Below are 23733 nucleotides of genomic sequence, written 5' to 3'. Positions count from 1 at the left end.
CGTTGGAGATCAGGTCCCTCGGCCTCGAAGGCGTGCTGGAAATCGTTCCAAAGCGGCATGGCGATGCACGTGGTTTCTTTATGGAAACATACAATGCCGAGCGCTTTGCGCAGGCAGGCATTGACTTGGTTTTCGTGCAGGACAACCATTCCTATTCTGCCGCGGCAGGCGTCTTGCGCGGGCTTCATTATCAGCTCGCACCGCGGGCCCAGGACAAGCTGCTGCGCGTCATTCGCGGCAGTATCCTCGACGTCGCGGTCGATATCCGTCGCGGTTCGAAAACCTTTGGGAAATGGGCCGGTCACGAGATTTCGGCCGAAAAGGGCAACCAGATTCTGGTGCCAAAGGGTTTCGCGCATGGCTTTGTGACGCTCGTGCCCGACACGGAGGTCCTGTATAAGGTGACCGACACCTATTCGCCCGAGCACGACCGCTCTATCCGTTTCGATGATCCCGCCATCGGTATCAAGTGGCCGTCCATCGCTGGCGGGTTCCAGCTTTCGGATAAGGACCTCAAGGCGCCGATGCTTGCTGCCGCAGAGGTGTTTGCCTGATGAACTTTCTGGTGACAGGCGGGGCTGGCTTCATCGGTTCGGCGGTATGTCGGCATCTGTGCGCCAATCCGGCCTACCGGGTGACCAATCTCGACAAGCTCACCTACGCCGGCAACCTGGCCTCGCTGCGGCCGATCGAGAACGCGCATAATTATCGCTTCGCCCATGCCGATATCTGCGACGAGAGGGCGGTGCTCGAGATACTGCGCCGTGACGATATCGACATCGTCATGAACCTCGCCGCCGAGAGCCATGTCGACCGTTCGATCGACGGGCCTGGCGCCTTCATCGAGACCAATATCGTCGGCACCTACCGCATCCTCAATGCGGCGCTCGAATATTGGCGCGGCCTTGCCGACGACCGGAAAGGCCGCTTTCGCTTCCATCATGTCTCCACCGACGAGGTGTTCGGCGATCTGCCTTTCGATGGCGGCATGTTCGTCGAGGAGACGCCTTACGCACCGTCCTCGCCCTATTCCGCCTCGAAGGCAGCCTCGGACCATCTGGTGCGGGCCTGGCACGAGACCTACGGCCTGCCGGTCGTGCTCTCCAACTGTTCGAACAATTACGGGCCCTATCATTTCCCCGAAAAACTGATCCCGCTCGTCATCCTCAACGCGCTCGACGAAAAACCACTGCCGGTCTACGGCGCCGGCGCCAATGTGCGCGACTGGCTGTTCGTCGAGGATCACGCGCGGGCCCTGGAACTGGTGGCCACCAAGGGGACGCCGGGCGAAAGCTACAATGTCGGCGGCAATTCGGAACGGACGAACCTCACCGTCGTCGAGACGATCTGCGACCTGCTCGATGTCAAGCGTCCCCGCAGCGGCGGCAAGCGCTATCGCGAGCTTATCTCCTTCGTCACCGACCGTCCCGGCCATGACCGCCGCTACGCCATCGATGCCTCCAAGATCGGCCGCGAACTCGGCTGGGCGCCCAGGGAGAATTTCGACAGCGGCCTGGCCAGAACCGTGGACTGGTTCCTCGATAACAAATGGTGGTGGGGGCCGATCCGCGAACAGCGCTATGCCGGTGAGAGGCTGGGCGAAGCGCGCAAGGGTGGCGCGTGAGGCTCGTCGTCACCGGACGCGACGGCCAGGTCGCGGCAAGCCTGCTGGAGGCCGGTCAGGCGCACGCCGGCGTGGAGGTCGTCGCCATCGGCCGCCCGGAGCTCGACCTGGCAAGACCCGAGACCGTTATCGACGCCATCGTGGTTGCAAAGCCGGATATCGTCGTGTCGGCCGCTGCTTACACGGCGGTAGATCAGGCCGAGGACGAGCCCGATCTGGCCTTTGCGGTCAACGCAACCGGCGCTGGCAAGGTGGCTGAAGCGGCAGCGCGGCTCGGTGTTCCAATCATCCACCTTTCGACCGATTACGTCTTCGACGGCAGCGCTTCTCGTCCCTATATCGAGACCGACGCGACGGCACCGCTCGGCGTTTACGGCGCCTCCAAGCTCGCCGGCGAACAGGCAGTGGCCGCCGCCGGCCCGCGCCACCTGATCCTGCGCACCGCCTGGGTCTACAGCCCGTTCGGCAGGAATTTCGTGAAAACCATGCTGCGGCTGGCCGCCGACCGCGACGAGATTTCGGTGGTGGCCGATCAGTGGGGCAACCCCACCTCGGCGCTCGACATCGCCGACGCCATTTTGCATGCGGCGGCGATGCTGCATGGCGACAAGGACTTTGATGCCTTTGGCGTCTATCATCTGGCCGGCACGGGCGAGACCAACTGGAGCGGCTTTGCCCGTCATATTCTGGATACGAGCCAGGCGTCTGGCGGTCCCTGGGCTGATGTGCGCGATATCGCCACCAAGGACTATCCGACCAAGGCGCGGCGTCCAGCCAATTCGCGGCTGTCGAGCGCGAAATTCGCGGCCGTATTTGGATGGGGCGCGCCGGAGTGGCGAGAATCCACCAAGCGGGTCGTGCGCCGCATCCTGGATCGTCCGTAAAGATCTCGCGGTTCAATCAGCGCTTGATTTGCCTATTCCTAAGGCTTGGTCCGTAGCCTTCACGGTCGCTGTCGCCTGAATCCCCCGCCGCGTGTTGAAATCGAACTCGGTCCCGTGTCCGAGATTGACAAGCCATTGCGCGAAACCTAAGCACGGGCAACTTGGGTGTCAGGTGGGGGCTTGGCAATTCACGGAGAGCTTCTTGAAAGGAATGCTCCTTGCTCGAGGCAATGAGAACCGGCTGTACCCAGTAATATTAGCGGTCTCTAAGCAAAAACTGTCCGTATATGAAGATCAGGTCGCTGGCTTTGATCTATAGTAGCGCGCTGTCCGATGGTGTCGCTCACCAGCCTTCATGCTGTCACAGGCTGTGGCAAGGCCTTGCTGCAATTCGTGCCGGGGCGGCATTGCTGGAAAAAGGTGGCTATCCGTGGCTTTGAAGTTCGGCACCAGCGGGCTGCGCGGTCTCGTCAGCGAGCTCAGGGGACCACCGGCGCGCACTTATACAATTGCGTTCGCACGCATGCTTTTGGGGCGTGGTGTCTTGAGCGCGGGCGACAAGATCCTCGTTGGACGTGACCTTCGCTCTTCCAGTCCCGAGATTGCGGGGATTGTCCATGCCGCGATCGCCGAAGCCGGTTTGGAGCCGGTCGATTGCGGCGCCTTGCCGACGCCGGCACTCGCCCTTTATGCCACCGGCAAAAACGCTCCGGCGATCATGGTGACCGGCAGCCACATTCCCGACGACAGGAATGGGCTCAAATTCTACCGGGCGGACGGTGAGATCGACAAGCGCGATGAGCTTGAGATTGTGGCAATCCACGCAGGCTTGGAGGTCGCCAATCGACCAGAGCCGTCAGTTGAACCCGTACAGCTGGGCTCCGAACCGGCCGCAGGCTACAGGGATCATTTTCTCGCCTTCTTTCAGAGCGGTAGCCTCTCCGGTCTCCGTGTCGGCGTCTACCAGCATTCGTCCGTGGCAAGGGACATCATTGTCGATATGCTTCGTGCACTGGGGGCTGAGGCGGCACCCCTGGGCAGGTCCGCCCATTTCATTCCGGTGGATACCGAAGCGCTCAGGCAAGAGGATCTATCGCTTCTCAAAAACTGGGCGGCGACGGAGCCGTTCGATGCCATCGTGTCCGCTGATGGCGATGGCGACCGGCCGCTTGTGGCGGATGCGCATGGCAGTTTCGTGCGCGGCGACCTGATTGGCGCGATCACGGCGCGTTTTCTGGATGCCGACTGCATCGTTACGCCGGTCAGTTCCAATTCTGCCCTGGAGCGTTGCGGGCATTTCGCAACGGTGGTGCGCACACGCATAGGCTCGCCCTATGTTATCGAAGGCATCGGCACGGCCCTCGCTCAAGGGGCGAAATGCGTAGTGGGGTTCGAAGCAAATGGCGGCGTTCTTCTAGGTTCGTCCGTCGAGAAGGATGGCCGCACGCTCGCAGCCTTGCTGACCCGGGATTCGCTGTTGCCAATTCTCTGTGCGCTTTCAACGATTGCGGCGACAGGTCGCCCGCTCGCCGAGATCGCGGCCGGTTTCGGATTCCTCGCCGCGACGAGCGGCCGGCTTGAAGGCGTTTCGGCGGAAGACAGCGCCTCTTTCCTCAAAAGACTGGCGACGGATGCTGTCTATACCGGCGCTCTTTTCGAGGTTCTCGGGGGTGTCGCGGATATTGACAATCGCGACGGCGTGCGTATCACCGCCCGCAACGGAGAGGTTGTTCACTTCCGTGCGTCTGGCAACGCGCCCGAATTGCGGTGCTACATTGAGGCAAAGACAGAATCCCGCGCAGACGAATTGCTCGGTTGGGGTCTTGACCTCGGCCGAACTCAAATCTTGGAAAGCTGAAGTTTGACCAATATCGTTCCTGTCATCATAAGTGGCGGTGTCGGTTCCCGCCTCTGGCCTATTTCTCGTGCGTTGCATCCAAAACCCTTTATTCCCTTGCCGGGAGGGGGAACCCTCATTCGCAAGACCTACGCCCGCGCGGCCGGACTTGCAGGCGTTGATCAAATAGTGACGGTCACCAACCGCGACCTGCTGTTCCTGACGGCGGACGAGTATGCGGAGGTGGCGGCGCCAGGTATAAAGAACACGTTCTTGCTGGAGCCTTTCGGTCGTGACACGGCGGCCGCGGTCGCGCTCGCCGCGTTGCAGGTCGCGCGCGACAATCCAGACGCGGTTCTGGTTGTGCTGCCTGCCGATCACCTGATCCTGGATGAAGCCGGCTTTGGTGCGGCCGTGGCGAAGGCGGCGGCGATCGCGGTCACGGGACGGATCGTCACGTTTGGCATGAAGGCCGAGAGCCCTGAAACCGGGTTTGGCTATATCGAGGCCGAGGGAGATACGGTCCTTCGGTTCGTGGAAAAGCCGAATGCGGAACGAGCGGCGCAATTTATCGCCAGCGGTCGTTTTTTCTGGAATTCGGGCATGTTCTGTTTTGCGGCCCGCTCCATGATCGCCGCGATGCAGGAACTGTGTCCGGATGTGTTGTCCAATGCGCGCACGGCGCTCGAGGCGGCCAGGACAAGCGATGCCGCGGACCGCACCACTGTTGAGATAGACAAGGATGGTTTCGCGGCCGTTCCTGCTGTTTCCATCGACTATGCGGTCATGGAGAAAGCAAAGAACGTGGGTTTCGTGCCCTGCAGCTTCGATTGGTCCGACATCGGCTCATGGACCGTTCTGTCGAAGCTTGTTCCAGCAGACGACAGCGGCAACCGCACGACCGGCGAGACGATGCTCCATGGTGTGACGAACTGCTACGTGCACAGCGAAGACCGGCTTGTCGGTCTTGTCGGCGTCTCGGATCTGTTGATCGTCGACACGCCGGATGCGCTTCTTATTGCCCACAAGGACAAGGCGCAGGAAGTCAAGGATCTCTACAATCGCCTCAAGACGGAGGGGCATGAGGCGGCAACCGTGCATCGCACCGTGCATCGCCCATGGGGCACCTACACCGTCCTGGAGGAAGGACCGCGCTTCAAGATCAAGCGGATCGAGGTGAAGCCGAACGCGCGCCTCAGCCTTCAGGCGCATCATCACCGTTCCGAGCACTGGGTGGTGGTGAGCGGGACTGCGAAGGTCGTCAACGGCCAGAGTGAAATCCTGCTGGCGACCAACCAGTCCACCTATATCCCCTGCGGCCACAAGCACCGCCTCGAAAATCCCGGCATTCTTCCCCTCGTCATGATCGAAGTGCAAAGCGGGGAATATCTTGGCGAAGACGATATCGTGCGGTTCGATGATGTTTATGGCCGCACGTAACCTGAAGACAACCCATCGGGCACGTCTGTGAATTGAGTACGGTTTCCGTTTTTGGGCAGATGGTCTGCAATCCTGAAATAGCGATCAAGAAGGTAGAGACAGGTTCACCATGAATTCCAAAACAGCGTTTATCACCGGCGTGACCGGGCAGGATGGAGCCTATCTCTCGAAGTTCCTGCTTGAAAAGGGATACGAGGTCCACGGCCTTTTGCGGCGTAGCGCCTCGGCCGATGTGGTCGGTTCACGGCTCAAATGGCTTGGCATCGCCGACAAGATCGTGCTTCACGACGGCAATCTGACGGATCTCTCCGGCCTCATCCGGGTACTCCAGGACGTTCGCCCGGCCGAAGTCTACAATCTTGCCGCTCAATCTTTCGTCAAATCGTCTTGGCAACAACCGCTTTTGACGGGCAACGTGACGGGCATTGGCGCAGCCAACGTGCTGGAGGCGGTGCGGATAACGTGTCCCGAAACCCGTTTCTACCAGGCATCCTCTTCGGAAATGTTTGGGCTGATCCAGGAACCGATCCAGTCGGAAAAGACCCCGTTTTATCCGCGCTCTCCCTACGCTGCGGCCAAGCTCTATGCACATTGGATGACTGTGAATTACCGCGAGAGCTTTGGGCTCCACGCGTCGAGCGGCATCCTCTTCAATCATGAATCGCCCCTGCGCGGCATAGAATTCGTCACCCGCAAGATTACCGACGCCGTCGCGCGTATTAAGCTTGGGCTGCAGGACAAGCTGGCGCTCGGCAATTTGGACGCCAAGCGCGATTGGGGTCACGCACGCGACTATGTGGAAGCCATGTGGCTGATGGTCCAGCAAGACACGGCAAGCGACTATGTGGTCGCGACGGGCAAGACCGTGTCGGTTCGGGACTTCTGCAAGCTCGCCTTCGAACATGCCGGTCTCAATATGGAGGATCACGTTTCCATCGACGAACGCTTCCTGCGGCCTGCGGAAGTCGAAGTTCTGCATGGCAATCCGACCAAGGCCAAAGAGAAGTTGGGCTGGGAGGCAAAGACGAGCCTCAAGGAGCTCGTCATTGAGATGGTCGAAGCCGATCTTGAGCGTGTAAGACGTGACCAACACCTTTGAGGTGCGGTTAGCGAGGTCGGCATGCGAGTTTTGATCACCGGCGCACGGGGCTTTGTCGGTCCCTATGTCCATGAAGCGTTGCGGAGCATCTGCGGTCGCGATTTGACGGTTATTGCGACCTCCAAGGACGCAGGACCGCATCCCGTGCTTGGTCAAATCCTGGCACTCGACGTGACGGACAAGGTTGCTGTTCACGAGGCTATTGCTCGTCACAAGCCGACGCACGTTATCCACCTGGCGGCCGTCGCCGCCCTTGGCGCCGCCCAGGCTGACCCTGAAAACACATGGCGCATCCACGTCCAGGGCGCGCTCAACGTGGCCCACGCCATTCTTGACGAGGCACCGGGATGTTGGTTGATCTATGTCGGGTCGGGCCTGGTCTATGGCGAGAGCGCAAAGGCTGGCCAGCCGCTTGACGAAAATGCGCTGCTTGCGCCGATGGACGACTATGCCGTGACCAAGGCCGCGGCCGACCTCGCTTTGGGTGCGCTTTCCCGTGACGGCCTTAAATGCATTCGTCTGCGGCCCTTCAATCACACGGGACCAGGGCAAACCGAGGCATTTGCCGTGCCTGCCTTCGCCATGCAGATCGCGCGGATTGAAGCAGGCTTGGCCCCGCCGGTCATTCGCGTCGGCAATCTTGACGCACAGCGGGATTTCCTGGATGCGCGAGACGTCGCCAGTGCTTATGCGCGCGTCGCCTTGAACAGCGACGGTCTCGTGCCAAACACCATCTTCAATGTTGCTTCGGGCATCTCGTGGCGGATGGGAGATATTTTGGACCAGCTCTTGGCGCGAAGCAGTGTCAAGATCGTCACCGAACAAGATCCGCTGCGGCTGCGACCGAGTGATCTGCCGTGCATTGTGGGGGATGCAACCCGCGCCCGAACGCGTCTTGGCTGGGTGCCTGAGCATCCTTTCGAGGAGGCCCTTGCCGCGGTTCTGAAGGATTGCCGCGCACGGGTGGCCCAAGCGTAGAGAACCGCAGTCAATGCCCTTTGAATCAATACCCTTTCACCAACCAATTGAGAGTCAGAATTCATGAACGAGGTAAGGTATCACGCCATCGAGACCTGCCGTGTCGGCAAGGACAAGGATCTCGTCTCCGTGCTCAATCTTGGCGAGCAGGCGCTCACCGGAGTGTTTCCCAAATCGGCGTCTGAGCCCGTGACCAAAGGGCCGCTCGAGCTGGTCTGGTCTCCGTCCAGCGGACTTCTGCAGTTGAAACATTCCTATGAGCCGAGCGAAATGTACGGCGACAATTACGGCTATCGCTCGGGCCTCAACCAGTCGATGGTCGATCATCTGACGCACAAGGTTCGCTTCCTGGAGAGGCTCGCCTCGCCACGTGGCGGTGACGTCGTTCTCGACATCGGGAGCAATGATTGCACGACCCTCAAGGCCTATTCGACCGCGGGGTTGACGCGCATAGGCATCGATCCGACGGGCAAGAAATTTGCGCAGTATTATCCGGACGATGTGAAACTGGTGCCTGACTTTTTTTCGGCCGAGGCATATCGGAGCATCTCACAAAAGCGAGCCAAGATCGTGACGTCCATCGCGATGTTCTACGATCTTGAGGATCCCATCGCCTTTGCGCGTCAGGTGGCCGAGGTCCTTGCCGAAGACGGCATCTGGCATTTCGAGCAAAGCTACATGCCATCCATGCTTCGCCTCAACTCCTATGACACGATTTGCCACGAGCATGTCGAGTACTATTCCCTCGGCGTTGTGGCCAAGATACTGGAAGCGGCTGGCCTCAAGGTCGTCAACGTTGTCATGAACAACATCAACGGCGGCAGTTTCGCGGTCACGGCCACCCACAAGGGCAACACAAGCCTCAGACCCGATCAGCCGGTCATCGATTGGCTGCTGGAGCAGGAAGACCGCATGGGACTGGCTACGCCGCGGCCCTTTCGCGACTTCGAGGAGCGCGTGTTCCGGCACAAGGACGACCTGTCACGTCTGATCAGGACACTCGTGGCCGACGGCAAGAAAGTGCTGGGCTACGGCGCTTCGACCAAGGGCAATGTCGTCCTGCAATTCTGCAACTTCACGCAAGCCGAGATCCCGGCCATCGCCGAAGTCAATCCGGAAAAGTTTGGCCGCATGACCCCTGGGACGCACATACCGATCATTTCTGAAGCCGAAGCGCGCGCGATGAAGCCGGACTATTTTCTGGTCCTGCCTTGGCATTTCAAGGACGGTATCCTGCGTCGTGAACGCGAATATCTCGCCGACGGTGGCAGGTTTATTTTTCCGTTCCCTGAGATCGAGATAATATAGACAGGGTTTTCAAGGATATCGCCGATTTCTAGAAGGTGGAAAAACGACAGAAGGTTGAAATCATTATTTCTTGTGGTTTCTAGGATCGGTCGACTTGGCTAACCGTCAAACTGCGTGACAAGAATGCTGATTTTCATTGCCGGAATGCCGCGCAGCGGATCTACCTACTCGTTCAACGTTGTCAGGCGGGCCCTTTCACGGAGAGGTAGTGTTGCTTCGGTCACTTCCGACAAACGCGCACAGTTTACGTCAAACGAGACTGCCCATGCTATCTACAAGGCCCATGATGCCGACGATGAGCTGCTCTCTTTGCTGCGGAGCGGCTCGGTAAAATCGATCTGCACCATCCGAAAGCCGGAAAGCGCGGTTCTCTCGTGGCTAAACACGTTCGGAGGAGAACCTGCGGACGTGGTCGATACGGTGATGCTGCCGTGGATGCGCCTCTATGAACGCATAGCGGCGTACTCGCTCATCCTTAGTATGGACGAGATTGAGAATCGAAGGCTTCTCTCCACATGGAAAGTGGGTCGCTATGTTTGTCCGGACTACAGCCTGTTGGAATGGGCTAAGGATTGCCACAATTTGAGCAAACGCCGTGTTTCGTACCTTCTGAAGGAAATCGAGAGCAGGAAGCGCCAGGTCGTCGACGGCGGGTGGACTTACTATGACGAAGAGACTTTTTTCCATCGTCGACATATCTCAGACCGCAACCAGTTCATTACGAAGCCTGATGTTTTGGCGGATATCCGCAAGCGGTTAGCCCCCTGGTTAGACAAGAACGGCGACCTCATACGACTAGACCGTAACTTGATGTCGCCAGGGCAATAATGTATCGAACCTTTCGCACACCGCCGGGCCTGGGCAGAACACACGATCGGGACATCTCGACATATGCTGCCGACTAAGACAGGCGTCCTCGCAGAAGCCTTCGCCGACATAAGCGCCGCGCTGAAGAAACACCACCTGGCGACGACGTTCAGTTGGCAGGACGTGGCCCAGCGCTACCGGCGCTCGCGGGTCGGAGCGTTTTGGCTGACCATCAACATGGGCGTGCTGATCGGCGCGCTCGGCTTCGTCTTTGGCACCCTCTTTCGCACGCCGATGCAGGAGTTTCTCCCCTACATTTGCGTCAGCTTGATCTTCTGGGGGTACATTTCGTCGTCGATCAACGAGGGATGCATGGCCTTTATCGGGGCCGAGGGCATCATCCTTCAGGTGCGTATGCCCTTGTTTACGCACGTGCTGCGGACGCTCTACCGCAACGCCATCATTCTGGGCCACAACATTCTCATATACCCGCTCGTCCTGCTGGCCGTCGGGCGCATGCCGACATGGGACGTTTTGCTTGCGCTGCCCGGCTTTGTCATTTTGTCGCTCAACCTGCTCTGGATCATGCTCATTTTGGGTGTGCTGTGCGCACGCTACCGCGACATGACGCAGGTGATGCAGAATCTCCTGCAGGTCATCTTGTACCTGACCCCGATCATGTGGATGCCGCGAACGCTTCCCGAGGGCATTTCGCGGCTGTTGCTGGACCTCAATCCTTTCTACCATCTCATCAGCGTTGTGAGGGATCCGCTTCTGGGCGAACTTCCATCCGCGACGAGCTGGATGGCGTGCATCGTGTTTGCGATCGTTGGCTGGACGGTCGCCCTGTTGCTGTTCGGCCGTTATCGTCACCGCATCCCCTATTGGCTATGATCCCTGCTATGGCTTCCATCATATTGGCCGGTGTCTCGGTCGAATTCCCGGTCTTCAACGCGGCAAGCCGCTCACTCAAGAACAGGGTGTTGAGCGTCGCCACGGGCGGCGCGATCGACCGCCGGGTCGATGGCCATGTCATCGTGCGCGGACTGGAGGATGTGAGCTTTTGCGTGAACGAGGGGGACCGGATCGGCCTCGTCGGCCACAACGGTTCCGGCAAGACGACGCTGCTGCGCGTGCTGTCGGGCATCTACAGGCCGACGAGCGGCTCGGCGGAAATCCACGGCGAATGCGTATCGCTTATCAACATCTCGCTGGGCATCGACCCGGAAGCGACGGGCCGCGAGAACATCAGGCTGCGGGCGGCGATGATGGGCATGCGGCCGAACGAATTGCGCGAGCAATTCGATGACATCGCCGAGTTCACCGGACTGGGCGATTTTCTGGACATGCCGTTCCGGACCTACTCGTCGGGCATGCAGCTACGCCTGGCGTTCTCGACCTCGACGGCGATCCGGCCGGAAATCCTGGTCATGGACGAATGGCTTTCGACCGGCGACGAGGACTTCAAGCACAAGGCCGACAGGCGGCTGCGCGAGATCGTCGAGACGACCAAGATCCTTGTCCTTGCCAGCCACTCACGCGAACTGCTGCAAAAGAATTGCAACCGCATCCTGTGGATGGATCATGGCCGTGTTCGCATGGATGGCCCCACCAATGAGGTTCTGACAGCCTATTTCGGTTGATAGTTTTTCGAATGGAGGTAGAACGATCTCCACTAAGGCAGACAATAGCAATCAATAGTCATGCGGTCATTGGAACTCGTACGATTCTGATGAAATGTACGGAGAAACAATGAAAATCGAGGCAATGCCTGCACGGGATGCATCCGCCGTTACCGCCGCCTCGAGCCTATCGCAGGAAATTTGCGTCAATCCGAATCCAGGCCTTGCGATGATGCATCCCATAGCCTCGGGGCGCACTCGTGGTTAGCAACGAGCAGAGCTGGTGGCACGGCAAAAGAGCTGCATTGATCGTTGCCCATCCGGGGCATGAATTGCGGGTCCATCACTGGATGGAAACCAGCAAGCCGCTGGTCTTGGTGCTGACAGACGGCTCGGGTCATCTCGATGCCGGCCGGCTCGACCGCACGGCCGAAGTGCTGGCCGGCGCCGGCTCGCGTCCCGCGGCAACGTTCTTCGGCAGGATGGCGGACCGCGATCTCTACCGGGCCATTCTGGCCGGCGAAGCGGAGATGTTCAGGGCGCTGGTTGACGAAATAGCCACGATTCTGGCCGGCGAGGCGATCGACTATGTCGCCGCCGACGCGGTCGAGGGGTTCAATCCGGGGCATGACGTCTGCCGGCTGCTCGTCAATGCGGCGCTGGCGCGGCTGCACGACCGAGATGGTCGCGATCTGCCCAATCTCGAATTTCCGCTCGAGGCGGTCGTACTGAGGCGTCAACCCTCCACACGAGAGGGAATAGAGCTTCATCTCGACGCCGGGGCATTCGACCGCAAGCTCAGGGCCGTCGACAATTATCCGGAATTGACCGAGGAGGCCGACCGCCTGCGCGCGGTGCACGGCCTTACCAGCTTCAGTGTGGAACGCCTCACACCGGTCGACTACCATCTGGACATTTCAGAATGTTCCGAGCAGCCGCCAGCCTATGAGCGTTGGGGCACGGAGCGCGTGAAAAGCGGCTACTACAAGACAGTGCTTCGCTTCAAGGAACACGTCGAGCCACTGGCCAGGCAACTGGCGGCTTGAATCCCGGATCCTGGCCGAAGGTCAGGACCTCATTGGCCAAGTTCGATCAGGCACAGCCCCAGTCCAAGCCGCCGTCGATCGCCCGACAGACCCACCTGCAGTGGACTTGCCGGATTCTCAATCCGCAGGCCCACAGTGAGCCTCCGGTTCAGCGCAGCTTCGGATGGCAAGGCTACCTGCCAGTCTTGCGGACGGAAAAGCGGCGCACCAGCAGTCGGTCCGAACACCCGTCGTTCAATCCACATTCCGTTGATGAAAAGCTCAGCGACGACTTCCGGATGGTTCTCATGAAGAAACGGCACCAGACCCAGTCTTAACGAGGTTGGCGCAGCCGCGGAGGAGATTTTGAATTCGACTGTCGCCAGGTCGCCGTCAGTCCAGACTCCCCAGTGTTCAACCGCGGAGAATCCCGTCAGGCGCACAAATCTTTCGGGGTCGTCGGCCTGGGCGCATGATACCACTTTGTTCGCCTCGACCGGTTCCAGCCCAGCCTGCTCCGGCTCGGTTGGCTCCGGCTCGGCCTGCTCCAGCTTGGCCTGTGCCAGTTCGGCCAGTTCCAACTCGGCCAGTTCCAACTCGGCCTGCACGCGAGCCAGTTGCCCCAGCAGATCCTCACGCTCCGTCATCCACGGCCATATCGGTCCAGGCTTCGGCAGCCAGGTCTGCATATGACGCGCCAGTGAAAGGTTCAGCTCGTCCTTGTCCGCAGGTGCGGCGCGGTTTTGGCTGATTGCTTCGCCATAGAGCGACAGGCAAGCATTCAACCATTTTGACATGCTTGCCTCTTGGCGGGTTCTCTTCGAGATTTCCGCGGCGTCGACCGCATCGTAGCGGTCGATCTCGGCTGCGATTGCCTCGGGCGACAGGCGCTGTTGCAGCACCCGCAATCCAAAGTTGCGCCGCCGCCATCCATCCCAAGTCTCGGAACGAGCCATTCCGGCAAGGCCGCGGCCGTCGCAAACGATGACAGCGCGACCGCATGCCATGGCTTCGAGAGCGCTTAGCGCCGAAGCGAAGACGAGGTCATATTGCGGCAGCAGCGTTTCGGGTTCGCTGACGATGCTGCCGATGGAGGCTCCTATCGCGTCCAGCTCGATGCCGCGCTCCGCGCAGGCGGCCCGCACCGCGTGCAAATGCTGCGTGTTCTTGGCGAAAGCCAGGGCTCGGCGCGGACGTTCCGGCAGCGGCGGCCCGGGCACGAAACGGTCGGTGTCGACGGCATTGAGCAGCGTGACGATACGGTCGGCCGGAATGCCGGCTTCAAACTGCAGCCGTTCGGCAACCGTGTCGTCGACGGCCACGTATCTGCAGACGTTGGCGAGAAGCGGTGGGGCGCTGTGCCAGGCGACGAAATCGTGTGCGAAGTAGAGTGCCGGGGCATTCGGGAAGCGCGCCGTGGCGATCGCGGTAACCTGGGTGTGGTTGCCGTGGATGATGTCGATGTCTGCGGCGATGGTCGAGATGTCGTCGGTGACAGGTATGCCGCGAGCCTGGATCTCTTCCGCGATCGGTCCCAGCCCTGGTGCATAGACGATCGGTCTGTGCCCGGCGCGCAAGAGGGCAAAGGCGACCTCCCGGGTGACGATCTCGGTTCCCGACCGGCCTGTCAGATAAATGTTGGCGATCAGCACCGTCAGCGGCTGTTCGAAGGTCATGGATCGGCTGGCTCCTTACGACGAACTGTCCGCTCGGGCAGTCCACGGCGCATGGCGCCAACTCTATAACTTATCAGCGCTACGACAGGAAATTGCTGCCCGACCGTGGCGCCGTGCAGATCGCGAAGCCGCGTATGGGAGAAATGCCCTGATCCATTGGCGGGGTTTTAGCCGATGTCCCGCTTTCAGCAAGCAGTTCGACAATTTTCGGACACGGCAGCATGCCACCAGCAAAGCGCAGGCGGAGCCGACCGCACGGATCGTCAAAGGGGTAGCACGGACGATGCAATCCCAAGAGGTGAATTGAGATGAAAAATCTGGCCAGATTGATCCGACCAAGAGCCGTGCTGGAGCTATGCGGGGTCACTGCCGTCCATCGCAGCCGTGGCGTGCCGATTGACGGTCCAAAGGGGGCAGCCGACCTACCTCGGTTGAGAGTTTCCCACTAATGTCAGCCGGCTTCAGCTAAGTTAGACAGCGAAGCTGCGGGACCAATGGAGCTTTTTCGATTCGAATGAGATCTAAGGAAAAACCATGGGCGCCGACGCAACGCCCCCACCGGCAGCGCCCGCTATGATCAGCTACGCCCAAAATTGTGAAGACGTTTTGCTCGAGCGCGTTTTCAAGGATGCCGCGACCGGTTTCTACATCGACATCGGCGCCTATCACCCAACCATAGGATCCGTCACCAAGACCTTCTACGATCGCGGATGGTCCGGCATAAATGTCGAACCGGGAGCGGTCTTCGACGAGCTGGCGCGGGAACGACCGCGCGACACAAATGTAAGGGCCGTCGTCACGGATCAGGAGGGTGAAGTTGATTTCTTCGAGAATCAATCCGATCCCGGCATGTCCAAAGTGGCCGAGGGGCCGGTCACGGCGGACGGCGAAGGAGAGATGCTTCGAGTCCGGGCTGTGACGCTCGACAGCCTGGTCGCCCAGCATGCCATCGGACAAGAGATCAATTTTCTCAAGATCGATGCGGAAGGGTCGGAAGCTGCAATCATTCGAGCGACAGACTGGCGCTTGATTCGACCGCTGGTGCTGGTGATTGAAGCGACTGCCCCATGGTCGAACGAACTCGTCAATCAGAATTGGGAGCCTGTCCTGCTCGCAAACGGGTTCCTGCGTGCGTATTTCGACGGCATCAATGTCTTTTATGTGAGGGCAGAGAGCAAAGAGCTGCTCCGCCACTTCCAGGTGCCGGTAAACGTTCTCGACGGCCATTTGACATTCGAACAATGGCATTCAGGCGTGGCAGTCAAGCAACTGACGGCCGAACGCAGTGAGATCATTGCGCAGCGAGATCAATTCTCCGCGGAATGCGAAGCTCAACGCCAAAAGAGCGCGGACATTCAAGAACGATCGGCTGAGCTCACGGCGGCAATTGAACGGGCGGAGGCTGAAAGCCAGCGTCTGACAGTCCACGCAGCGGCTCTGTCCAAACGCCTGGCGCGGGAACAAAAGCTGGCGGACGCCGAACGCAAGCGCCTGACAGCACAAGCGGCAGCCCTGTCCGCGCAGCTGGAGCAAGAACAGCAGCAGGCGGGGACCGAGGGCATGCGCCTGACGGCCCACGCGGCAGCCCTGTCCAAGCAACTGGAGCAAGAACGCGAGCGGGCGGAGGAGGACGGCAGGCGCCTGGCGGCCCATATTGCCGCCCTGTCCAGGCAGCTGGAGCAGGAACGTCATTCACTCGCTTCCGCGACCTCTCTTGCCGCGCGTTACGATCGTATCGTCCTTGAGCTTCGCGATGAGGGGGGGCCGCGCGCCCTGGGGAGCGTTCTGCCATTGGCGCGGCTTTTACGCCGGTTTCATCATACTGTCGGTCGTGATAACGCGGCTGCTGTCACTCCTGCGGAGAGTTCCATGGTTTCACCAGCCAGCTATGAGCCGCCCTCCAGCCCTGCTCCAGGTCGCCTGCGCTCAACCGTGAAGAAGGGGGCTCTCGGTGTCTACAAGGTCCTTTTCAGGCCTTTCGTGCGTCCGGTCATGTGGCGGATCAGAACATTTCTGTTGCAGCCCGTCCACGAACGCCTCGATCGCTCACAAGAGGCCCTTCATCACGCGCGCTCGAATGAGATTCAGGCGTTGCGACAGGAGCAGGCTCAGCTTGCGAGGAGCTTGGATAATCATGCACGCTCGGATGACATCCAGGCGTTGCGGCAGGAGCAGGCTCAACTCGTGAGGAGCCTGGATAATCATGCACGCTCGGATGACATCCAGGCGTTGCGGCAGGAGCAGGCTCAACTCGTGAGGAGCCTGGAAGCGCTCGCCCTGACGATCGCGTCAAACCCGCCGCGAGGACGTTAGCCTGCGTCGTGCAGCCACGATGCGAGTGTCTGCACAAACCCGTCCCAAGTCGGTATTCGCAGTCTCGTCACCTCACCCCAAAGCCTTTCCGCGAACGGATCATCAAGCAGTTGACGCACCGCGCTCGCAATCGCCTCGGGGCTTATCTCGTCGAGGACGACGCGGCCGCCTCGCGGCAACACGTCGAGGCTTGGCAGGTTCGCGGATGCAATGACCGGAATGCCGCTTGCCAGGCTTTCATAGGGCGGGATGCCAAAGCCCTCCAGTGAACTGACAAACAGGGTTGCTCTGGTTTTTTGCAGGGTTTGCCGGATCGCATCATCGCTAGCGTGACCCAGATATCTGAACCGCGGTTCGGCCTTGAGGCGTTCCAGGATCCCAGGCTCGCGTGTCGATCGGCTTTCTATCCGACCAATGATGGTCAATTCGACGTCGACTTCCTGCTGCCAAACCAGTTCGAAGGCCTCGAGAATATCGGCAACGTTTTTCCTCGGCTCGATCGTCCCGACATATGTGAACATCCGCTTTTTGGCGTCGAACGTTTGCCGGGGCATCGCAATGCCATCGCCTCCGAGCGGGATCGCGGGACCTGCGCGGCCAGCCTTTCGTATGACGCGATGCACGTACTCGTGGCGGGTCTGTTCACTGATAAACGCTGCGCGCGGTACTTCGCGAAGCGCACGCACATAGTGCATCAGTCGCCCTGTCGTACGCGGCTCCCAGTCCTGCGGATGAAGATAGGGTAGGAAATCGTACACCAGCCAACTGACCGAGGCGGTGCCCTCACGGCACAAGGCCCGGTATGCTTCGGCGCGTTGCAGGTCGAAAAACACCTCGGGGTTGTGCAGGCCGGCTTTGAGGTCGGTCATGGAAATCGGCGTGCCCTTCTGGAGATGTGGCAGAAGTCGTTCTGTTTCATCCTCTACGGAGTGCTCGCCGTCGCCGGTGAGTATTTCCACCACCGTCTCGGGGAGCGGGCAGAAAATCGCTTTCTCCGAGTCGAACCGACACGGGACGAGCGGCCGCGGACCGCTCCAGCGGCGCAAAATCTCGCGTTCTACCCGCTGGATCCCCGTGCGTAACGGATGGCTCGTCAACTCGGTCAGATCGACGAAGATTGGGGCTTGTGACAATGCTCTTCTCTTACGGTCCTTGGCGATCGGCGACAGTCTCAGAATCCAAGCCCCTCGCACAGCAGCCGTGCGTAGTTCTTGAAACTACGAACTTCGCAGTAGCGTCGCCGCTCCTCATCGAATTGAGACCGATTGACGCCTGCCTGGCTGATCCCGGCCAGCGCTTCTGCGATGAGAACCGGGCTCGGGTGATCTGGCACGGTAGCGACGTATGTCGGAGCCTCCATCGCCATAGCCAAGTCCTCGTTTGTAACGGTGGGCAGCCCAACGGTGATGCAGTCGAGCAGTGCGCCGGACAAGCCTCCGAAGCGATGGGTTCTCAACTGAATCGCTGCATCAGCCGCGAGCAAATAGTCTCGATATTGCGTCTCACGGATAAAGCTCGATGAAAACACTACATGATCTGTCAAGCCGAGCTGGGAGACCATATCCTTGAAAGGCCCTTCATCTCCTGCAAGCTCGCCAACAAAATATAATTTTACCGGAATGTTCCAGCTTCGCACGAGGTCAACAGCCCAAATGCACTCTTCGACCGCTTTCGTGGAGTGAACAAAACCAAGAGAGACGATTGCGAATTCTTTTGCGGCGATGCCGAGACTCTGTCTGGCTGCCGATTTCAACCTTTGATCGGTCGGATCATTCTCCCATTGCCGATAGATGGAAAAAGGTAGGTAGACCGCCGTCTTGGAAAAACGCTCTTGAACAATCCGGGCCGTCACCCGCGAGTGGACGAACATCGGCGAAGCCCATTCGGCGATTTCCCCGAGAAACGTTGCCCGCAGCCTCGACTCATCCTGCAGCCAAGAAATGATTTCGTCCTCGGTTACAGATCGCCCGAGCTCGCGTTCCGCAACGGCGCAGGTGCGCGACCGCCCGAAGAGCCCTGCATAGAAGCCGAGGAGGCGATTGTCGTGCTCGATGCAAGCGCCGCCATAGCGCTCAAGCAGCTGGAACACTTCCAGATGAAAATGTGAGTTCCCTACCACCCCAACCACGCGATCAAAGCCCGAAGACAAGCAGGGAAGGGTGGTGATCTGCTGCGCCGATGCTGCTCCATCAGGTGTGGTCATAGGCGCGAGTCTTGAGAATACATGGACATCGGCCAGTTTCCCAAGCTCTTTGATCGATGCGGCGGAATAGTCCGCAACCCCTGATTGGTCAGGCGGCATCGGACTGAGGAACGCAATTTGTGGTCGTGCACCTCTAAGCACGGTGGGCTTCGGCTGACGGCGCGTAATCAAATCGCCCACCGTCGACCAGAATTCACCAGCGATCTTGTCGGCCCGAAACCGCTGCCACCGTGTCGACTGATCCTGGACGATCTCGGTGCGCAAAGCCTGATCGACGGCAATCGCTTCGAGCTTCTTTCTGAGTTCCTCCGCGTTATCCGGAGAAAACATCAAATCGTCGCGCCCGATCAGTTCCTTGTGAGCCGGGATGGCAGACGCGATTACCGCTGAGCCGGCCGCCATTGCCTCGACGACCGGAATCGAGAACCCTTCCATGTGCGTTGCAACGACCGTGCAAAGCGCGCCGCGGTAGATCGATACGAGTTCATCTTCGTCGACAAAACCAGGGAAGACGAGAAGCTCGGGCCTGCCGCCATTGCCGGTGTACAAATCGCGCAAGATTGCCTGCCAAACCGGCGGGTAGTTCCCGTTGACCACGAGCCGGATGCCGGCGTCTTGCATCACGGCGCTTCCGGCATGAGCGAGGATCGGGCACTCGACATTCTTTCGAGGTTCGGCTCCGCCGCAAGCAAGAACATAACGCTCGGAAAATCTTTCCCGCCGCCCGGATGCGTCGGCGCGCTCGAAGGCGCTGTCTATCGGCGCTCCGGTCTTGGTAATGCGCAACGGGTCTACGCCGAGAAGGCGTTGCAGCTCGTCGGATGTATGCTGCGATATGGGGAAGAAATGATCGTAGCGGGAAAGCCAGATCAGCTGGGTGTGATAGTCGAGGCGATTGGAAGCCGTTGGCAGGTAACGTTCCGGCTTCATGAGCGGGATGAAGTCGTAGACAATCGCGAGCTTGAGAATATCGGGGTCGTTCACGATGCGGCCCAGGAAGAACGGATCATGGGTCATGGGGGACAGTTCGAAGAACACTGTCGAACATCCTTTGACACCCAGATAGGCGTTGCTGCGAACCCGATCGACGAGATGAAGGAAACGATCCTCGAGCGGCGGCAAGGCGGGATCGACCAGCCCGAGAGTCGACACTCCAACCCTTTCGCGAAGCTGGCCGACTGCCCTGACCAGATTCGCCGACAGCTTGCCGACGCCGCGATCCTTGTAGGAAGGGTCTTGCAGGCATCTCAAATCGAATACAATTTCGCAGTTGTCCATGCCGCAACCCAGCGCAGTCTTAGCCATTACGTACTCGCTGCAAACGGAAAATGACAAGCGAAAAGGGTCTGGGATATCGCGCCTATGGGGTGAGGCCGCACGGAGATCGATTCGATATTTAGTTCTGATTAATATAAGAGCCGAGGGGAATCTTGATTATCGCTATAATCGCCCGACGTAAAAGGCGCGGTGACATCAGATTTATTTGTTGTCGCCAAGGAAATATTAGATATTCCGAACGAGATCCTGGTAGAGCTTCGTATAGGAGATTGCCATTTTCTCGGACGTGAACAGGTTCTCATATCGCTCTACTGCATTTTCCCCGAAGCGTTTCGCCATGTCCGGGTCCTTCCACATCTGAGCCATGGCTGCGGCCAAGACCGGCGCATCGGCGGGTGGGACGACCAATCCCGTCACCTTGTCCAGGTTGATGAAACTTGTGCCAGTGCCGATCTCGCAAGAGATCATGGGTTTGCCGAACATCGCTGCCTCGACAAGAGACAACCCAAAAGCTTCCGAGCGCAGATGGGACGGGAAGACGACCCCGCTGCACAGGGTCAGAAGCGCGATCTTGTCCGCTTCTTCCAGCGCGCCGACAAAATGCACATTCGACAGGCCGTCTACTTCAGCTTGCCCGTGTAGGGCCTGCTCCATCGGACCTGAGCCGACGATAACGACCGGATAGCTGCTCAGGCGCGCCGCCTCGATCAGGACATGCAGGCCCTTGTAGTAACGCAGTACGCCGGTGAACAGGAAAAATTTGCCTGGAAACCGCGCACGCCATTGTTGCAGCCGTGCTTCGGAAGGGGCCGGATAATCCTTCACGTCCAGGCCGTTCGGAATGACGATTGTCTTGGCACGCCGTCCTCGCAGGACAGCGCTCGTTTCCAGATAATTGGGCGAGGCCACGACAATGCGGTCAACGCTGTTGAGGAAGAGATGCATCAGCGGACGATAAATCTGCAGCAGTGCGCTCTGCTTGACTATATCAGACTGATAAGTGACCACGGTTGGCTTTCGCACCCGCATGCCGAAATGAACCAGGTCCATGAAGGGCCAGGGGAAGTGATAGTGAATGACATCGGCTTGCGCCGCCAGTTCGCCGAAGCGCTTGAAGGCACCGAGCGAAAAACCTGTCGAAGCGACCTCCAGATCGAGGCGTGCCTTGTAGGCCCAATGCCCGTCGAAGAAGACGCTGTTCTTCTCCGGCGTGCGGCTCAGTGAAAGCACCGTTGGCTCAACGCCCAGTTTCGACGTTCCACAGGCAATTGCATGGATTGCTCGTTCCATGCCGCCGAACGTGTCAGGCCAGTACGTCTTGAAAAAGTGGAGGACGCGCATGTCAGCGGCTTTTCCGCTTGGCAATGGCTTGATCGAAAACCGCGATCAAACGCCTTGCGCTGAGATGCCAGTCGAAACGCGCCGCGTTGGCCTTGGCGATCGCGGCTCGTCGTGCAAGGTCGCGATCGTCGGTCAGCAGTTGATGCAGCTTTGCGGTGAGATCGCTGACTGACAGCGGATCGATCAGCAAGGCGCCTGCGCCAGCAACTTCGGGCATTGAAGAGACGTTGGAGGTCAGAACCGGTACCCCAAAACCGTTTGCCTCCAGAATGGGCAGGCCGAACCCTTCATAGAGCGACGGCATCGTAAGCGCCCGAGCTCCAGCATAGAGCGATGCCAGATCGGTGTCATCCAGGTACCCGGTGAGCCGCACTTGATCGGAAATACCAAGATCCGCCAGGCGAGACCGAAGATCGCCGAGGTGCCAACCCTGCCCACCAGCGATAACCAGCAGATGTCCGGAACGGACCTGCGGGTCGAGGCTGGCCCAGGCCTGCAAAAGGCGAATGAGATTCTTGCGCGGCTCAAGGGTCCCTACAAACAGCAGATAGGGCCGGTCGATTCCAAAACGCGTGCGCACGGCCGCAATGTCGCCCGGCACAAGGCGGGTGTAGCCGGGATAGATCGTTGTCACGGGAGCTTCCAGGCTAGGGTACCTCTCGCGGAGCGCGCCTTCCGTTGAATGCGAGTCCACCACAATTGCATCAGCCCGGCGCACTGCTGCGCCCACAAAGGCGCGCTCCGCGCCCCATGTCTGCCAACGCATGGTTTTGGGCGCATAGGCCCAAACCAGGTCATGAATTGTGACCACCCGCGGCATCGGCGCCGGCAAACGGAAGGGAAGCCGGTGCGCTGGCCCCCAAAAGACATCGACCGCGTCGTTGGCCGCGGCGCGTGGCAGTGCCGTCTGCGACCAGATCATGCGAGCGGCAGCGCCTGGGAAAGCCGCCACGCGCATATCGGCTCCAACGAGCTCACCGAGGCCGTTGGCCGGCGACTCGGGCAGATAGAGAATTGGTCGGTGTCCGGCTGCGACGAGCGCCCGCGTCATCTCGACGACGTATCTTCCGATACCCGTGAGGCCAGGCACAAGGTTGCGTGCGTCGATTCCGATTTTCATCTACGATCTGGGTACACTGAACTGTATGCGGTGGCGGCAAGCATTTCGCCGCGATATCAGGTTTGGGCCTTGATCCCGACTTTTCATGAGCCCGGCGCTCCTTCCGCATAGCAGAGTCGAACTCCATTGCAACATCGCCTGCGACGAGCGCGAGCTCGTGAGCAGGGAATAGCGCAGACATGATGAGACGATGCGGCGGCCGTTCGTAGTCCCAACGGATCTCATTGGAAGGCCTGCGCCGTGAGATTTTGTTGTGGCTCGTGCTTTGCTCGATGAGTTTGATAAAGGCGGTTCATCAACTTGATGTCGCCGGGGCAATAATGTATCGCACAGCCGGGCTTGGGCAGAACACATGATCGAGACATATGCTGCCGACTAAAACGGGCGTCCTCGCAGAAGCCTTCGCCGACATAAGCGCCGCGCTGAAGAAACACCACCTGGCGACGACGTTCAGTTGGCAGGACGTGGCCCAGCGCTACCGGCGCTCGCGGGTCGGAGCGTTTTGGCTGACCATCAACATGGGCGTGCTGATCGGCGCGCTCGGCTTCGTCTTTGGCACCCTCTTTCGCACGCCGATGCAGGAGTTTCTCCCCTACATTTGCGTCAGCTTGATCTTCTGGGGGTACATTTCGTCGTCGATCAACGAGGGATGCATGGCCTTTATCGGGGCCGAGGGCATCATCCTTCAGGTGCGTATGCCCTTGTTTACGCACGTGCTGCGGACGCTCTACCGCAACGCCATCATTCTGGGCCACAACATTCTCATATACCCGCTCGTCCTGCTGGCCGTCGGGCGCATGCCGACATGGGACGTTTTGCTTGCGCTGCCCGGCTTTGTCATTTTGTCGCTCAACCTGCTCTGGATCATGCTCATTTTGGGTGTGCTGTGCGCACGCTACCGCGACATGACGCAGGTGATGCAGAATCTCCTGCAGGTCATCTTGTACCTGACCCCGATCATGTGGATGCCGCGAACGCTTCCCGAGGGCATTTCGCGGCTGTTGCTGGACCTCAATCCTTTCTACCATCTCATCAGCGTTGTGAGGGATCCGCTTCTGGGCGAACTTCCATCCGCGACGAGCTGGATGGCGTGCATCGTGTTTGCGATCGTTGGCTGGACGGTCGCCCTGTTGCTGTTCGGCCGTTATCGTCACCGCATCCCCTATTGGCTATGATCC

Annotated in this window: 19 protein-coding genes; 14 read left to right on the top strand and 5 right to left on the bottom strand. The window is 59.5% G+C overall.

Going from position 1 to position 23733, the window contains the following annotated elements:
- The first annotated feature begins 2 nt into the window (after positions 1–2).
- The 12 genes from rfbC to CKW40_RS03835 all read left to right on the top strand — a co-directional run bounded on the left by rfbC (position 3) and on the right by CKW40_RS03835 (position 12645).
- Complete coding sequence (rfbC, locus tag CKW40_RS03890; RefSeq protein ID WP_095198624.1) at positions 3–554, top strand: dTDP-4-dehydrorhamnose 3,5-epimerase; 552 nt, start codon at positions 3–5, stop codon at positions 552–554.
- Complete coding sequence (gene rfbB / locus CKW40_RS03885) at positions 554–1624, top strand: dTDP-glucose 4,6-dehydratase (protein WP_095198623.1); 1071 nt, start codon at positions 554–556, stop codon at positions 1622–1624. The genes rfbC and rfbB overlap by 1 nt, the downstream gene beginning before the upstream one ends.
- Positions 1621–2508, top strand: a complete 888-nt coding sequence (gene rfbD, locus CKW40_RS03880; protein ID WP_095198622.1) for a dTDP-4-dehydrorhamnose reductase — start codon at positions 1621–1623, stop codon at positions 2506–2508. Before rfbB ends, rfbD begins: the two co-directional genes overlap by 4 nt.
- Before the next feature lie 430 nt (positions 2509–2938).
- Positions 2939–4366 carry a phosphomannomutase gene (locus CKW40_RS03875; protein ID WP_244571079.1) on the top strand — a complete coding sequence of 476 codons (1428 nt, stop codon included), beginning with the start codon at positions 2939–2941 and terminating at the stop codon, positions 4364–4366.
- A gap of 3 nt (positions 4367–4369) precedes the next feature.
- Positions 4370–5785 (top strand): mannose-1-phosphate guanylyltransferase/mannose-6-phosphate isomerase, encoded by a 1416-nt coding sequence (locus CKW40_RS03870; protein WP_198421136.1) that lies wholly within the window; start codon positions 4370–4372, stop codon positions 5783–5785.
- 109 nt (positions 5786–5894) lie between these two features.
- Positions 5895–6884: a GDP-mannose 4,6-dehydratase gene (gene gmd / locus CKW40_RS03865; protein WP_095198620.1), complete on the top strand. Its 990-nt coding sequence runs from the start codon at positions 5895–5897 to the stop codon at positions 6882–6884.
- Positions 6885–6905: 21 nt separating this feature from the next.
- Entirely contained in the window at positions 6906–7862 is a 957-nt protein-coding gene (locus tag CKW40_RS03860) for an NAD-dependent epimerase/dehydratase family protein (RefSeq protein WP_095198619.1), read from the top strand.
- A gap of 63 nt (positions 7863–7925) precedes the next feature.
- Positions 7926–9170 (top strand): class I SAM-dependent methyltransferase, encoded by a 1245-nt coding sequence (locus CKW40_RS03855; protein WP_095198618.1) that lies wholly within the window; start codon positions 7926–7928, stop codon positions 9168–9170.
- Positions 9171–9293: 123 nt separating this feature from the next.
- Positions 9294–9998 carry a hypothetical protein gene (locus tag CKW40_RS03850; protein ID WP_095198617.1) on the top strand — a complete coding sequence of 235 codons (705 nt, stop codon included), beginning with the start codon at positions 9294–9296 and terminating at the stop codon, positions 9996–9998.
- A 63-nt stretch (positions 9999–10061) separates the two neighbouring features.
- The gene (locus CKW40_RS03845; RefSeq protein WP_095198608.1) at positions 10062–10871 is read left to right on the top strand and encodes an ABC transporter permease; all 810 of its coding nucleotides are present in this window, start codon (positions 10062–10064) and stop codon (positions 10869–10871) included.
- An 8-nt stretch (positions 10872–10879) separates the two neighbouring features.
- Positions 10880–11620, top strand: coding sequence for an ABC transporter ATP-binding protein (locus CKW40_RS03840; RefSeq protein ID WP_095198616.1), 741 nt, complete (start codon positions 10880–10882; stop codon positions 11618–11620).
- A 239-nt stretch (positions 11621–11859) separates the two neighbouring features.
- Entirely contained in the window at positions 11860–12645 is a 786-nt protein-coding gene (locus tag CKW40_RS03835) for a hypothetical protein (protein WP_143748245.1), read from the top strand.
- A gap of 29 nt (positions 12646–12674) precedes the next feature.
- Here CKW40_RS03835 and CKW40_RS03830 read toward each other — a convergent pair whose 3' ends face one another.
- Positions 12675–14276 (bottom strand): glycosyltransferase family 4 protein, encoded by a 1602-nt coding sequence (locus tag CKW40_RS03830; protein WP_179297822.1) that lies wholly within the window; start codon positions 14274–14276, stop codon positions 12675–12677.
- 597 nt (positions 14277–14873) lie between these two features.
- Here CKW40_RS03830 and CKW40_RS03825 point away from each other — a divergent pair.
- Entirely contained in the window at positions 14874–16613 is a 1740-nt protein-coding gene (locus tag CKW40_RS03825) for an FkbM family methyltransferase (RefSeq protein WP_179297821.1), read from the top strand.
- Here the strand turns inward: CKW40_RS03825 and CKW40_RS03820 are convergent.
- The 4 genes from CKW40_RS03820 to CKW40_RS03805 form a co-directional block, all read right to left on the bottom strand.
- Entirely contained in the window at positions 16610–17746 is a 1137-nt protein-coding gene (locus CKW40_RS03820; RefSeq protein WP_095198612.1) for a glycosyltransferase, read from the bottom strand. The genes CKW40_RS03825 and CKW40_RS03820 overlap by 4 nt on opposite strands.
- Before the next feature lie 38 nt (positions 17747–17784).
- On the bottom strand, positions 17785–20121 hold the full coding sequence (locus CKW40_RS03815; RefSeq protein WP_095198611.1) for a glycosyltransferase: 2337 nt from the start codon (positions 20119–20121) through the stop codon (positions 17785–17787).
- A 198-nt stretch (positions 20122–20319) separates the two neighbouring features.
- Positions 20320–21435 carry a glycosyltransferase family 4 protein gene (locus tag CKW40_RS03810; protein WP_095198610.1) on the bottom strand — a complete coding sequence of 372 codons (1116 nt, stop codon included), beginning with the start codon at positions 21433–21435 and terminating at the stop codon, positions 20320–20322.
- A gap of 1 nt (position 21436) precedes the next feature.
- Positions 21437–22555, bottom strand: a complete 1119-nt coding sequence (locus CKW40_RS03805; RefSeq protein ID WP_095198609.1) for a glycosyltransferase family 4 protein — start codon at positions 22553–22555, stop codon at positions 21437–21439.
- A 365-nt stretch (positions 22556–22920) separates the two neighbouring features.
- On the opposite strand from CKW40_RS03805, the gene CKW40_RS03800 reads away from it, so the two are divergent.
- The gene (locus CKW40_RS03800) at positions 22921–23730 is read left to right on the top strand and encodes an ABC transporter permease (protein WP_095198608.1); all 810 of its coding nucleotides are present in this window, start codon (positions 22921–22923) and stop codon (positions 23728–23730) included.
- The last annotated feature ends 3 nt before the right edge of the window (positions 23731–23733 follow it).

Source organism: Mesorhizobium carmichaelinearum, assembly GCF_900199455.1.
GTDB classification, from domain to species: Bacteria; Pseudomonadota; Alphaproteobacteria; order Rhizobiales; family Rhizobiaceae; genus Mesorhizobium; species Mesorhizobium carmichaelinearum.
This window is presented reverse-complemented; position numbering and strand designations above follow the sequence as displayed.

What these genes read in the sequence shown, in the direction of transcription:
- CKW40_RS03825 (WP_179297821.1), top strand. Translation starts at nt 14,874, where the DNA reads ATGATCAGCTACGCCCAAAATTGTGAAGACGTTTTGCTCGAGCGCGTT.
- CKW40_RS03805 (WP_095198609.1), bottom strand. Translation starts at nt 22,555, where the DNA reads ATGAAAATCGGAATCGACGCACGCAACCTTGTGCCTGGCCTCACGGGT.
- rfbB (WP_095198623.1), top strand. Translation starts at nt 554, where the DNA reads ATGAACTTTCTGGTGACAGGCGGGGCTGGCTTCATCGGTTCGGCGGTA.
- CKW40_RS03800 (WP_095198608.1), top strand. Translation starts at nt 22,921, where the DNA reads ATGCTGCCGACTAAAACGGGCGTCCTCGCAGAAGCCTTCGCCGACATA.
- CKW40_RS03855 (WP_095198618.1), top strand. Translation starts at nt 7,926, where the DNA reads ATGAACGAGGTAAGGTATCACGCCATCGAGACCTGCCGTGTCGGCAAG.
- CKW40_RS03860 (WP_095198619.1), top strand. Translation starts at nt 6,906, where the DNA reads ATGCGAGTTTTGATCACCGGCGCACGGGGCTTTGTCGGTCCCTATGTC.
- CKW40_RS03840 (WP_095198616.1), top strand. Translation starts at nt 10,880, where the DNA reads ATGGCTTCCATCATATTGGCCGGTGTCTCGGTCGAATTCCCGGTCTTC.
- gmd (WP_095198620.1), top strand. Translation starts at nt 5,895, where the DNA reads ATGAATTCCAAAACAGCGTTTATCACCGGCGTGACCGGGCAGGATGGA.
- CKW40_RS03815 (WP_095198611.1), bottom strand. Translation starts at nt 20,121, where the DNA reads ATGGCTAAGACTGCGCTGGGTTGCGGCATGGACAACTGCGAAATTGTA.
- CKW40_RS03845 (WP_095198608.1), top strand. Translation starts at nt 10,062, where the DNA reads ATGCTGCCGACTAAGACAGGCGTCCTCGCAGAAGCCTTCGCCGACATA.
- CKW40_RS03810 (WP_095198610.1), bottom strand. Translation starts at nt 21,435, where the DNA reads ATGCGCGTCCTCCACTTTTTCAAGACGTACTGGCCTGACACGTTCGGC.
- CKW40_RS03850 (WP_095198617.1), top strand. Translation starts at nt 9,294, where the DNA reads ATGCTGATTTTCATTGCCGGAATGCCGCGCAGCGGATCTACCTACTCG.